13 protein-coding genes and 1 pseudogene are annotated in these 12,611 nt (G+C 68.2%); 9 read left to right on the top strand and 5 right to left on the bottom strand.

Features of this window, described 5'->3' with window-relative positions; genetic code table 11:
- Positions 1-4: 4 nt before the first annotated feature.
- The 8 genes and pseudogenes from ACIBG5_RS27645 (at position 5) to ACIBG5_RS27610 (ending at position 6,633) form a co-directional block, all read left to right on the top strand.
- Complete coding sequence (locus ACIBG5_RS27645; RefSeq protein WP_396394362.1) at positions 5-673, top strand: N-acetylmannosamine-6-phosphate 2-epimerase; 669 nt, start codon at positions 5-7, stop codon at positions 671-673.
- A 110-nt stretch (positions 674-783) separates the two neighbouring features.
- A complete protein-coding gene (ngcE, locus tag ACIBG5_RS27640) occupies positions 784-2,163 on the top strand; it encodes an N-acetylglucosamine/diacetylchitobiose ABC transporter substrate-binding protein (RefSeq protein WP_396394360.1) in 1,380 nt (459 codons plus the stop codon).
- A gap of 1 nt (position 2,164) precedes the next feature.
- The gene (locus ACIBG5_RS27635; protein WP_396394359.1) at positions 2,165-3,055 is read left to right on the top strand and encodes a carbohydrate ABC transporter permease; all 891 of its coding nucleotides are present in this window, start codon (positions 2,165-2,167) and stop codon (positions 3,053-3,055) included.
- Between the two features lie 9 nt (positions 3,056-3,064).
- Positions 3,065-3,970, top strand: coding sequence for a carbohydrate ABC transporter permease (locus ACIBG5_RS27630; RefSeq protein ID WP_396394358.1), 906 nt, complete (start codon positions 3,065-3,067; stop codon positions 3,968-3,970).
- Positions 3,967-5,211 (top strand): hypothetical protein, encoded by a 1,245-nt coding sequence (locus ACIBG5_RS27625; RefSeq protein WP_396394357.1) that lies wholly within the window; start codon positions 3,967-3,969, stop codon positions 5,209-5,211. The genes ACIBG5_RS27630 and ACIBG5_RS27625 overlap by 4 nt, the downstream gene beginning before the upstream one ends.
- An 88-nt stretch (positions 5,212-5,299) precedes the next feature.
- Positions 5,300-5,854 carry a hypothetical protein gene (locus ACIBG5_RS27620; RefSeq protein ID WP_396394356.1) on the top strand — a complete coding sequence of 185 codons (555 nt, stop codon included), beginning with the start codon at positions 5,300-5,302 and terminating at the stop codon, positions 5,852-5,854.
- Between the two features lie 73 nt (positions 5,855-5,927).
- Positions 5,928-6,152 (top strand): annotated as a pseudogene (locus ACIBG5_RS27615) (hypothetical protein); the annotation flags it as partial.
- Positions 6,153-6,423: 271 nt separating this feature from the next.
- On the top strand, positions 6,424-6,633 hold the full coding sequence (locus tag ACIBG5_RS27610) for a hypothetical protein (protein ID WP_396394355.1): 210 nt from the start codon (positions 6,424-6,426) through the stop codon (positions 6,631-6,633).
- On the opposite strand, the gene ACIBG5_RS27605 is transcribed toward ACIBG5_RS27610, so the two are convergent.
- The 4 genes from ACIBG5_RS27605 to ACIBG5_RS27590 form a co-directional block, all read right to left on the bottom strand.
- Entirely contained in the window at positions 6,630-8,192 is a 1,563-nt protein-coding gene (locus tag ACIBG5_RS27605) for a molybdopterin-dependent oxidoreductase (protein WP_396394354.1), read from the bottom strand. The two genes, ACIBG5_RS27610 and ACIBG5_RS27605, sit on opposite strands and share 4 nt — an antisense overlap.
- Before the next feature lie 98 nt (positions 8,193-8,290).
- On the bottom strand, positions 8,291-8,842 hold the full coding sequence (locus ACIBG5_RS27600) for a MarR family winged helix-turn-helix transcriptional regulator (RefSeq protein ID WP_396394353.1): 552 nt from the start codon (positions 8,840-8,842) through the stop codon (positions 8,291-8,293).
- 129 nt (positions 8,843-8,971) lie between these two features.
- Positions 8,972-10,234, bottom strand: a complete 1,263-nt coding sequence (locus ACIBG5_RS27595) for a hypothetical protein (RefSeq protein WP_396394352.1) — start codon at positions 10,232-10,234, stop codon at positions 8,972-8,974.
- Positions 10,234-10,977, bottom strand: a complete 744-nt coding sequence (locus ACIBG5_RS27590) for a hypothetical protein (protein WP_396394351.1) — start codon at positions 10,975-10,977, stop codon at positions 10,234-10,236. Before ACIBG5_RS27590 ends, ACIBG5_RS27595 begins: the two co-directional genes overlap by 1 nt.
- 103 nt (positions 10,978-11,080) lie before the next feature.
- On the opposite strand from ACIBG5_RS27590, the gene ACIBG5_RS27585 reads away from it, so the two are divergent.
- Positions 11,081-11,878, top strand: coding sequence for a metallophosphoesterase family protein (locus ACIBG5_RS27585; RefSeq protein WP_396394350.1), 798 nt, complete (start codon positions 11,081-11,083; stop codon positions 11,876-11,878).
- Positions 11,879-11,959: 81 nt separating this feature from the next.
- Here the strand turns inward: ACIBG5_RS27585 and ACIBG5_RS27580 are convergent, their stop codons facing one another.
- Positions 11,960-12,604, bottom strand: coding sequence for a GNAT family N-acetyltransferase (locus ACIBG5_RS27580; protein WP_396394349.1), 645 nt, complete (start codon positions 12,602-12,604; stop codon positions 11,960-11,962).
- Positions 12,605-12,611: the final 7 nt, after the last annotated feature.

Raw genomic sequence — 12,611 nt, 5'->3', positions numbered from 1 at the left:
GACGATGAGAGTTCTTGCCCACGGCACCCTTGTGGTGTCCTGCCAGGCCGGGCCAGGCAATCCGTTCTACTCGCCCGACGCGATGGCGCTGATGGCCCGCGCGGCCGAGGCGGGCGGGGCCGGGGCGATCCGGGTGAACGGGGCGCTCGACGTGGCAGCGATCCGGGCAGTCACGGACCTGCCGATCATCGGGCTGAACAAACTCGGCGATCCGGCCGGCGTATTCATCACCCCGACGTACGACTCGGCCGTCGGGGTGGCCCGGGCCGGGGCCGACCTGATCGCGCTGGACGGCACGATGCGGCCGCGGCCGGACGGGCAACGGCTGGACCAGCAGATCGCCCGGATCCACGAGGAGCTCGGCGTACCGGTACTGGCCGATGTGGACAGCGTCGACGCGGGTCTCGCGGCCCGTGCGGCGGGCGCCGACCTGGTCGCGACCACGCTGTCCGGGTATACCAATGGCACGTCGCCGGCCGGACCAGACGTCGAGCTGGTCCGGCAGCTCGCGGCGAAGCTGGACTGCCCGATCGTTGCCGAAGGCAGGATTCGTACGCCCGAACACGTCCGCGCTGTGTGCGATGCGGGCGCGTACGCCGTCGTGGTCGGTCACGCGATCACGAATCCGATGGACATCACGGCCCGATTGGTCGAGGCGATCCCGGGTACATAGGCCATCCGAGTGGTCTAGCCCACCTTGTCGACGAGGGTCGAATCCTCTTCCGCGCGAGTGCCGGGCGGCGTATCCATGACGCAACTCAACCCTGGGAGAGGACGCGACACATGAGCATTGCCGGCAAGGTCGACCGCCGTACCCTCCTCCGCGTGGCGCTGGCCGCGCCCGCCGTTGCGGCGCTCGCCTCCTGTGCGAAGCCGGTCGCCGACAAGTCCGCGCCGGCCGCGAGTACCGGCGCCTCGGTGGACGGCTCGAAGCCGCTGGAGTTCTTCAACTTCGACGGCGGCTACGGCAAGGAATGGACCACGATGCCACTGGACCTCTACCGCAAGGAGTTCCCGCAAGCGGAGGTGAAACTGACCAGCGGCCAACAGCTCCAGCAGCAGCTCCAGCCCCGGTTCATCCAGGGCAACCCGCCCGACCTGATCGAGAACGTCGGCCTCGACGGCGCCACCCTGGCCGCCAAGAAGCAGGTCATGGACATCGGCGCGCTGCTCGAGATGGACGCGTACGACGAGCCCGGCAAGAAGGTCAAGGACACCCTGCTGCCGGGCGTCGCCGAGGCCGGCCGGTACGACGGCGTGAAGTACGAGATGCCGTACGTGTTCGGCGTCGGCGGGATCTGGTACAGCAAGCCGCTGATGGACAAGCACGGCTGGACCTACCCCAAGCACTGGGACGAGATGCTCGCACTCTGCGAGGAGATCAAGAAGACCGGGATCGCGCCGTGGACCTACCAGGGCAAGTTCCCCGGCTACCTGACCAACCCGATGCTGATGACGGCGTACAAGGCGGCCGGGCCGGACCTGAAGAAGAAGGTCGACAACCTCGAGCCGAACGCCTGGCGGGATCCGGCCCTGATCCAGGCCGCCGAGGGCTACCAGGAGCTGGCCGCGAAGGGCTACCTGCTGGAGGGTTCGCAGGCGCTGTCGCACACGCAGTCGCAGACCTACTGGGCGCAGGGCAAGGCCGTGTTCATCCCGTGCGGCGGCTGGCTGGAGAACGAGCTGGGCGCCATCGCGCCCAAGGACCTCGGCATGACGATGGTGCCGGTCCCGGGCTGGTCGAAGGACGACAAGGCGCCGTTCGAGACGGTGACCGGCGGCCCGGGTGGGGCGCTGATCGTGCCGGCCAAGGCGAAGAACCCGCAGGGCGGCCTGGAGTTGCTGCGGATCATCCTGTCCAAGCAGTGCATGAAGAACTTCACCCAGGTGACCAAGTCGCTGACCGTGGTGCAGGGCGCGTCCGACGGCGTCGAGCTGTCGTCCGCGAACAAGTCCATGCAGGACGTGATCACCGCGGCCGGCACGAACATGTTCGCCGACTGGTCGTTCCGGCTGTGGTACAAGAAGCTGCTCGACAACTCGGACAAGGCGATGGCGGCGCTGATGAACCGCGAGGTGACGCCGGACGAGTGGAGCAAGCAGATGCAGAAGTACGCCGACGAGACCGCCAAGGACTCGTCGATCAAGAAGTTCCACGTCTGACATGCACCACGGCAAGTACCGGTTCGTCCTCAGCCTGCTGCTCGTCCCGCTCGGCTTGTACGCGGTGTTCGTGGTCTCGCCGTACGTGCAGGCCTTCCCGATCGCGTTCACCGACTGGGAGGGCCTGTCGGCGGACTACCACTACATCGGGTTCGACAACTTCGTCACGCTGTTCCACGACTCGGTGTTCTGGGTGGCGCTGCGGCACAACCTGTTCCTGCTGGTCAGTCTGCCGGTGATCATCGTCACGCTGTCGCTGTTCTTCTCCGCGATGCTGAACTACCGCGGCGGCGTACCGGGCGCGAAGTTCTACAAGGTCGTGTACTTCTTCCCCAGCGTGCTGTCGATCGCGGTCGTCGGCGTGCTGTGGCAGTTCGTCTTCGAGCCGCGGAACGGATTGCTGAACGGGTTCCTGCGGGCGATCGGGCTGGACGGTCTGGCCGAGCTGTGGCTCGGCGACGGGAAGACCGCGCTCGGCTCGATCATGGCTGTGGTCGTCTGGGGTGGCGTCGGCTTCTACGTCGTTCTGTTCACCGCGGCGATGGCGGCGATCCCGCGGGAGTTGTACGAGGCGGCGCTGCTCGACGGCGCCGGCGCGTTCCAGTCGTTCTGGCGGCTGACGTTGCCGCTGATCTGGAACACCGTCCAGGTCGCGCTCGCGTTCCAGGTGATCGGCGCCCTGGACCTGTTCGCGCTGGTGAAGATCCTGTCGGTCGGGCCGGGTGGACCGGACGACGCGACCCAGGTGATCTCGCTGTACATGTACACGAACGCCTTCACCTACGGGAAGTTCGGTTACGCCTCGGCGATCGGGGTAACGCTGTTCGCCATCAACATGATCCTGACCCTGCTGACGTTCCGGCTGACCCGCCGCGAGCGGGTCGAGTACTGAGGAGCACAGGTGGCCACACTGACGGATCCGGCCCGGATCGACGCCGCCCCGGCTCCCGCCGTACCGGACCCACCGACAGGGCGGACCGTGGGATCGCGGGTGCTGGGCGGCACGTCCCAGGGGTTCGTGCTGGTCTGGGGCGCGATGGTGGTGTTCCCGCTGCTCTGGGCGGTGCTCAGCTCGTTCAAGTCCGACGCGGACATCTTCAAGAGTCCGTGGAGTCTGCCGTCGGTGTGGCACTGGGACAACTTCTCCCGGGCCTGGAACGAATCCCACATCGGCACGTACTTCTTCAACAGTGTGATCGTCGTCTGCGGCGGCGTACTGCTGACCCTGCTGCTGTCGTCCGCGGTCGCGTACGTGCTCGCGCACTTCGAGTTTCCGGGCAGCCGGCTGCTGTACTACGTCTTTGTTGGCGGCATGGTGTTCCCTGGGTTCATGGCCCTCGTGCCGTTGTTCTTCGTGGTTCAGAACCTGGGTCTGCTCAACACGTACCTCGGCCTGATCCTGGTGTACGCGACACACGGCATGTCGTTCTCGGTGTTCTTCCTGACCGCGTTCTTCCGGACCCAATCGAAGGAACTCGCCGAGGCGGCGCTCGTCGACGGCTGCTCACACTGGGGTGTGCTGTTCCGGATCATGCTGCCGCTGGCTCGCCCCGGTCTGGTCAGCATCGGCATCTTCCAGTTCCTCGGGATGTGGAACGAGTACCTGCTCCCGCTGGTGCTGAACACCGACGAGAGTCGCTACCTCGTCACCCAGGGTTTGGCGAACATCGCGGTGACGCAGGGATACCACAGTGATTTCTCCGGCCTGTTCGCCGGACTGACCATTTCGATCCTCCCCGTGCTGGCGGTCTATCTTGCCTTCCATCGACAGATCAGCACCGGTATGACCGCTGGAGCCCTCAAGTGACCGATCTCCTGCTCGCCGCGACGTCGCTCGACGTCACCCCGCCGCCCGGGCACCGCCTGGATGGGTACGCGGCCCGGACCGCTCCCGCGACCGGTGCCGCGGACCCGTTGCGAGCCACCATCATCTGGCTCGGTACGGCGGACGACCCGGGGGTGCTGTGGCTGACTCTGGACGCGATTGCTGTGGGCAAGCAACTGACCACGGAACTGGCCGCGGCCGCCGCCAAGGTGGCCGGGATCCCGCCGGCGAACGTGGTGGTGTCCGCGTCGCACACGCACTCCGCGCCGTCCGGATGGACCGGCCAGATCCACCCGGTCATCCCGGCGGAGCGGGAGCGGGTGCTGTACGAGGCGCTGAGCGCGTCGATCGCCAATGCAACGTTGGAGCGCCGTCCGGTGACGGCGTCCTGGCGATCGATCGAGGTGATCGGGGTCGGCACCAACCGGCACCGGCGGAACGGTCCGCACGACAACACCGCCGGCGTCCTCGCGCTCCACTCCCTCGACGGCTCGCTGGAGGCGATCCTGCTGGACTTCGCCTGCCATCCGACAACCCACGGCCCGGAGAACCTGCAGTACTCCGCCGACTGGCCCGGCGCTGCTCGTGCAGCACTGGCACCCGCGGTGGTCGGTTACCTCCAAGGTGCCGCCGGCGACGTCAGTCCGCGCTTCACGCGCCAGGGCCGCGGCGCCGTCGAGGTCGCCCGGTTGGGCGGTCTGCTCGCGTCCCGGGTCCGCGAGGCCTTGGCCGGCCCGGGCCTCGAGCTACCCCGATCGGCCCCGGTCATCCGCCGTACGACGATCAGCCTGCCGGTCCGCGATCTACCCTCGGCCGACGATCGGGCCTCGGCCGTCGCGACGGCCGAGCGATCCTTGCGTGACGGCGTCGACGACCCGTCGTCCCGGATCGCGCAGACCCGGCTCGACGGTGCGCGCGGCCAGGCGCTGATGGCTGCTGCATCGCTGCCGGAGACGCTGGACCTGCCGGTCAGCGTGGTGACGATGGGCCACGTGTGCTGGGTCAACCTGCCGGTCGAACTGTTCGCTCTGCACGGCGCCTGCCTGCAGGCGGACAGTACGCACCCGATCACCCGCGTCGTCGGCTACACGGACGGCTACTACGGCTACATCGTCGACCCCTCGGCCGCCAATTCCGGCGCCTACGAAGCCCTCATCACCTTCTTCGACCAGCCCACCACCACCCGCCTGCTCTCCGAAACCTCCGCCTTCGTCAACAGGTAGCTCGCACGGGCCGTGGGTTTGGGCACGAACCGGGGGGCAACCAAACTACTTCCGGCGCCGATGTAACGCTCCGTGTTCCCAAACCGATGTGACCCCGGAAGCTCCTCCCGAGCTGGGGCAGTCTTCGTCCGGCGAGGGCCTGAACTTCAACATCCCGACCGGCCAGGACGCCGTCATGTGGGGCAACGAGGCCGACTTCGCGGCCAAGCCGGTCGCGGGTACCCTGTCCGCGGTCAAGTACGAGGTCTTCCAGACGGGTGAGAACTCGGCGATCGCGGGCAACATGCCGTCGATCAAGTTCGAGATCTCGAACCCGGCCACGGGCGCGACGTACACGACGCTGGTCTACACGCCGGACAACTCGGCGTCGAACACCTGGACCTCGATCGACGCGAAGGCCGACACGGGGAACCACTGGGGGTTCACCGGTACATACTTCAACACCGGCACGGACCGGTGCGGCATCAACGGTTCGCGGTGCACGCTGACCGAGGCGCTGTCCAAGCTGGGCGACGACGCGAAGTTCATCTCCGCCGGCGTCGGCAAGGGCCGGGACAACGCCTGGCACGGCGCGATCCGGTCCCTCACCATCGCCAACACCACCTACAACTTCACTGCCGCTGGCGTCCTGGCTTCCAACTGACGCCCCGCAACTAGCGATCCCGTCGACTTTGTGCACCGCGTGCGCACCGAACCGCCGCTGGGATGCGGATCCGGTGCACAAAGTCGACGCTGACCAGGACGTGGTGGGCGCGGGGATCGTCTGCCACGGGAAGGTACCGCCGGCGCTGACCAGCTGGATCACCATCAGGACCAAGCCGAGGAACTTGCCGACGGCACCGAACCAGGCGGACAACGCGTGCAGGATCGCGACGAACGTGGTGTTCGCCGAGCGCGGGTTCAACTGCGCTTCGGTGGAGGACATCTGCGAGCGGGCCGGCTTCACCCGAGGCGCCTTCTACTCGAACTTCGGGTCCAAGGACGAGCTGGTGCTGGCGTTGTTCCAGGCAACCACCGACCGCCTGCTCGAGCAGATCGGCGCGCTGCTGCCGGACCTTGCGAATCAGCCCGGCACCCTGCTGGACGCCGTACTCGGGCTGCTCGACGAGGCGGCCGGGGACCAGCGGCAGTGGCATCTGATCTCCACCGAGTTCACCCTGCACGCGTTGCGAAAACCCGGAGGCGGCGCGGGCGCTCAATCGGCAGCGGGCGATGTTCCGGTCCAGCCTGACCAAGCTGGTCGAGGAGATCTCCGAGACCAGCGGGATGCGGATGAGTGTCCCGGCGGAGCAGTTCGTCCGGCTCGTCATCGCCGTACACGAAGGTGCGCGGTCACAAAGCCTGCTGGAGCCCCGCAAGGTCCCGGCCGGCTCGCTCGAACGCACCTTCCTGCCGATGGTCCTGACCGCGGTGACCGACTAGTTGACCTTCACGCTCACCGTGTGGAGGCCGGTCGAGCCGTTCGGTGCGGGGGGTGCCGAGGCCTCGACCTGTGGGTTGCCCTTGGCATCGAACGCCCGGGACTGCAGCATGTGCATCCCGTGCGGCGCGTTGTCCCAGGTCCAGTGCCACTGCCGCCAGGTGTCGATCGACGCGTCCGTCGCCAGTGTCGCCTCGTGCCACGGGCCACCGTCCACCCGGACCTCGACCTTGGATACCCCGACGTGCTGGTCCCACGCGACCCCGGCCACCGTGACCTGACCCGCCGGCACCTCCTTGCCACCCGGTACGTCGATCCGCGACGACAACTTGATCGGCCCGAGCGCCGACCAGCCGCGCGGCGTCCAGTACGCCTCGAACTGGTCGAACCGGGTCACCTCGATGTCCGTCAGCCACTTCGTCGCGGAGACGTACCCGTACAGCCCGGGTACGACGATCCGCACCGGGAACCCGTGCTCGACCGGCAACGGCTGCCCGTTCATCGCGTAGGCCAGCATCGCCTGACGATCGTCGAGCAGCGTGCTGAGCGGCGTCCCCGCGGTGAAGCCGTCCTTCGACGTGGACTGGATCGCGTCGGCGTCCGCAGACGGGCCGGCCTCCTGCAGCAGGTCCTTGAGCAGTACGCCGGACCACAGCGCGTTCCCGATCAGGTCGCCGCCGACCTCGTTGCTCACGCAGGTCAGCGTCACCCACTTGTGCAGGACCGGGCGCTTCAGCAGGTCGTCGAAGCTCAGTTCGATCTCGTGGTCGACCATGCCGTGGATGCGCAGTTTCCAGTCCGACGGCAGGATCTGCGGCACCGACAGCGCCGTGTCGATCCGGTAGAAGTCGTCGTTCGGGGTGACCCACGGCACCGCGCCGTCGGCCTGCGCACCCGCCGGCGCGTCGAGGCTCGGCGGTTTCGGCAGGTTGAGCGCCTTCCGTGCATCGGCGACGGCGGCACGGTTCCCCGAGACCACCCGGCCGAGCAGCCCAACGGCCGCCGCGCCGATCGCGACTCCGGCCGACAACTGCAGGAACCCGCGCCGGCTCACGCCGTCGTCGAGTCCTTGGAGGAGCGGCTCGAGCCGCCTGCTGAAGAGCCGCAGAATGATCAGGGCCGTGATCCCGGCGACCGCTGACGGCAGGAACCCGGTCTGTCCGGCGTCCGCCCGCGTCGCCGCCGCGATCACCGCCGCCCCGGTCAGTACGACGATGATCAGTGCGCCGGCCCAGTAGCGCCGTACCGCGAGAATGCCGCCGATCGCGGCCAGGGCGAGCAGGACGATCACGATGCCGACGCGCAGCGCGGTCTTGTCGTTGGTGCCGAACCAGGAGATCGCCAGGTCCTTGAGCCACGGCGGGACCCGGTCGATGAACGCCGACCCGATCGCCACCACGGGTGTCTGCGAGGTGCCGAGGAGGCCGGCGGCCACGCTCCCGGCCGCCAGTCCGGACACAGCGGCGAGGATGCCACCGAGGGCACCACGCCAGCGGATCCCGTTCCTGCCCTCGGTACGACGTTGGGGCACCCGCGGCTGGTCGACGAGTTGCTGGTTCACCTCTCAACCATTACGCGGCGGGGCGCCCGGCACCAGCCGGGCGCCCCATCCGTTAGTCGCGGGTAATACAAATATCGAGTTTTGCCCCGGATACTGCGTCAGATGCGCTCGGGAGAGATCGGACCCAGCGATGGCCGGCCGTTCGGCCAGCGGCGGGCGTTGTCGCGAACCCGGCGCAACTTGCCGAGCACAACCTCCCGCTCGTCGGCCAGTTGGGACATCCAGAGGCTGTCGATCTCCAGGAGGTGATCCGGCAGTGCTTCGCGCAACCGCCGCTTCCCCTCCTCGGTGAGAACCGCGAACGAACCGCGGGCATCGTCGGGACAGGGCTCCCGGCGTACCAGACCGAGGTTCTCGGCGCGGTCGACCAGCCGGGTGATGCCGCCGGTGGTGACGGTCAGCTCCCGGGCTAGAGAGGTGAGACGCTGCTTCTCCCCGTGACTGCGGGCCAGCCGCAGCAACAGTTCGAACATTGCCATTTGCAGACCACTGCGCTTGAGGGAGTGACGCATCACATGATCGAGTTCGGCCGCTGCTTCTCGCAGCAGACCGTACGCGGTGAGGACGTCGCTTTCCCATGGTTCCGCGGCGCGGGTGGGTTCTGCATCGGCGAGCGCTAGGGGCGAGCAAAGCGAAGGCGCGATGGTCATGCGCGGACTCTATTAGCTGACTAGGTCACTTCGCTACACGGGGTGACCTTTCGGCTACAGATCGACCCCGAACCGACAAGCTTCTGAGCCTAACCCGGCCACCACCGAGCGTCCTCGGCGGGATCCGGTCTAGCGCGGTGCGGACGGCGTACTGCCACTCGGACCCTTCCTTTCGCGACGGGGTTCGCGGGATCCGCCGGGCTGGGACAGCGGACCGAAGGACGAGGTCGGAGTGGTCGATCCGCCGCCCTGCTCACCGGCCGAGTGCGCCGCGGCGCCGGCCAGACCGCCGGCGAACTTCCGCGCGCCGTTCACCATCCCGCCGGCTGCGACGACGCCGGGATGCGACCCGACCCCGACCGCGCCCGACGCACCACGGCCCGAGGATCCGCCACCGGACCGGCCCGATCCGCCGCCTCCTCGGCCGAAGACCGAGCGGCCGACACCGACGGCGCCGGTCGCCATGCCGCCCGGATCGGCCACTGCGCTGCCCATCCCCGAGCCGCCGCCGGCCACCGCGGCAGTGACCGGAACCAGGAAGCGGAGCAGGGCCGGTAGCGCGAAGATCGCGAGGAACAACATCATCAGGCCGGTGGTGGTCTGCACGAAGCTGTTGCCGGATTGCCCGATGCCGAGCTCGTTCATCTTCAGCGCGGCCGCGTAGATGAGCGCCGCGGCCGGCTTGTACGCGATGAACGCCAGCGACCAGCCGCAGTACTTGCGGAACCAGCTCCGGCCGATCTCGGTGTTGGTCGCGGCCGCCGCGAGCGGAAACGTGCCCGCCAGCAGGATCAGCATGGCCGACCGGATGATCATCAGCACGACCTGGATCAGGGCGGCCAGAATGACGGCGACGCCGGCGAACATCATGATCAGCGTGGCCGGGCTCGTTCCCGTGACCGTGCCCAGGGAGCCTTGCAGCATCACGTTCGCGAGTGCGGTGGCCAGGGTCGTGTCGTCGGGATGGGCGGAGCGGATGATCGCCTCAGCGAGCTTGTCCGACCACTCGGCCAGCAGTTGCAGTGTCGCGGACCCGGCCGCGCCGACGGCGACGAACACCATTGTTGCCTTGAGCAACTCTTGGAGCGGCCGGGCGCGTTGCTCCCAGGCCAGCCGCATCCCGGCGACCAGCACCGCGACGGTGAAGACGGCCGCCGACACCCACAGCACGCTGCCCTGGAGGAAGTCGACGATCGCGCTGTTCCGCGGACTCGAGGTGTCCGCGCCGACCGAGAGTGCCGGGCTCGGCTGGTGGATCCAGAAGGTCGCGATCGCCTGGATGCCCTCGTACGCCGCCTGCCCGATGCTCTTCGCGATCTGCTCCAGTGCGTTGCCGGCGACGTCGTTCAGACCTCTGCTGATGCGGCACTCGATCTCCGTCGGCCCACACATCAGACACCGCTCCACGGCACGAAGTCGCTCAGGTCCCGGTGCTGGGAGTACGGCGCTCCGACCGCCCCGCCGGGAGGTGGTGACTGAAGGCGCCAATCGCCGTCGTACCAGCGCATGGTCAGCGTGATGCTCATGTACGCCGACTCGACCGGAAGTGCGAGCATGATCGTGGCTCGGTCCCCGCCGGCGTCGAGCACGCGGAAGCCGGCCACCTGCGAGGCAGCCGAGCCGGATGGCTCCGACTCGCTCTGCGCACGCGTCAGGGCCTCGGTGTCCGGACCCGGGACCATGAGTTTGCGGATCGTTGCGAGCGCCTGCTCCTGGTCGGCGAAGGCGGCGACCACGTTGTAGGCAGCGAAGACGGCGCCTGTCGGTGAGTGGGCGAAGCAATGCCGGAAGCCGTCGGGATCGGTCCGGGCAGGTCCGGTCGCGCTCGATCGCGGTACGACGACGCGACGGCTGACCTCCCAGGCATCCACGGCCGGCGGCTTCGTCGGGATCGTCTGATCACCACCGGGCGGACCGCAGTTGCCCTCTCCAGTTGCGGCAGGCTGGGAGTCGGGCGTCGCGGACGCCGCGGGTAGTGCTGTGGGTGCGGTTTGCGCTGCCGCCTGATGGTCGTCGTCCGAGGTCAGAGCGCTGACCAGCAGCAGAGCGCCGCACAGCAGCACCGCGCTGACGACCACACAGGCGGTGACGAACCCGCGTCCGAACGGTGACTTGTCCTCGTGCTCCGGCCTCATGGATCAAGGCTGGCAAAGATCGGCCGATCGCCGCGGAAGTTATCCACAGGCCTGGGGCCGCCGTGGGAAAACCGGTGTCGGTGGAGTGCGGCAGGGTGGAACCATGACGGACATGGGGCTGGAGCGGATCGCGCTGATATCGGACGTGCACGGGAACCTGACGGCGTTGGAGGCGGTGCTCGCGGACATCGAGCGGCGGGGGATCGGGCGGATCTTCAACCTCGGTGACTACGTCGGGAAGGGACCGCGCGGGCAGGCGGTGGTGGACCGGTGCCGGGAGGTCTGCGAGGTGAACATCCTCGGCAACTGGGACGACTCGCTGCCCGACCCGGACCGCGAGTTCGACACCGAGGGTTTGCGCTGGTGGCAGAAGGAACTGCGCGAGGACCAGGGGACCTGGCTGCGAGGGCTCCCGTTCTGCCACGACTTCCTGCTCAGCGGCCGGCAGATCCGGTTGTTCCACGCGTCGTCGACGAGCGTTCACAAGCGCGTCCGGTTCGATCACGACGAGGCGGAGTACCGGCTGATGTTCGAGAACACCGAGGCCACCGGCGCCGGACCGATCCCGACGATGGTCGGGTACGCCGACACCCACGACCCGTTCTACGAGGTCGATCTCGGCCGGACGCTGTTCAACATCGGCTCGGTCGGCAACAGCCTGGACGATCCGACCCCGGTCTACACGATCCTCGAAGGCGTGCCGGACTCACCCGATCCGGCGACGTTCTCGATCCAGTTCGTCCGCGTCCCGTACGACGCGCACGCCGAGCTCGAGATCGCCCGCGAACTCGGCATGCCCGAACTCGACGGCTACGAGGCCGAGATCATCCGGGGTCTGTACCGCGGCAACTTCTACGCCGGCGAACCGCACACCTACCACCGCCGGCTCCGCACCGCCTGAGGACGTTGTCCCCAACGTTGTCCACAGGTGTGGATTAGGTGCCCCGAGCAACGGTCCGCCCATCGGATGTTCACCCGGTGGTCACTTGACCAGGAGAGCTTCCGAACCGACAGGCCGGTATCCGGCCGCGAGGAACGTGCGCATCGATGCGGCATTGCCCGGTGTGACCTGCGCCCAAACGTGTGCATTCGCAGGAATCAAGGCCCGCGCGGCCCGCGCCAGCCGGCGCCCGTGTCCCTTGCCGCGGGCGTCTCCCGGTACTTCGATCGCACACTCGACGCGATCCGCGAGACCGCGTCCGGTCAGCACGAACCCGCCGTACTCGTCCACGTACACACGGACGTCGTCGCGGGCGTGCAAGGCGTTCTCGATCCGGGGGTGCTGGTGGTCGGTCACTTCGCTGAGACCGGCGGTCGCCGCGGCGCGCTCCGCCGCGTCGGTGACTGCCGGCGCAAGGAGCATCGCGTCGAGGGAGGCCACGTGGCGTCCGGTCGCCGCCTCGAGAGCCGACAGGAACGGCGGGTTCGTCGGTGCGCACAGGTCGCCTGGTGGCAGTCGCTCCGCGACCCAGGCGGCGTCGACATCGGCGGCGATGACGATGTGGGCGGTGAACGCGAGCAGGCAGGACGCTCGGTCCGACGGCGGGGGCACGACGGTGGTGCCGAGGTCCGGGGGCGGGAACGCGCCGCGTTCGACGCCACGCAGAATGTCAGCAAGAGTGTTCATCACGACC

It is taken from the genome of Kribbella sp. NPDC050241, from assembly GCF_044459685.1.
Taxonomy (GTDB): domain Bacteria; phylum Actinomycetota; class Actinomycetes; order Propionibacteriales; family Kribbellaceae; genus Kribbella.
This window is presented reverse-complemented; position numbering and strand designations above follow the sequence as displayed.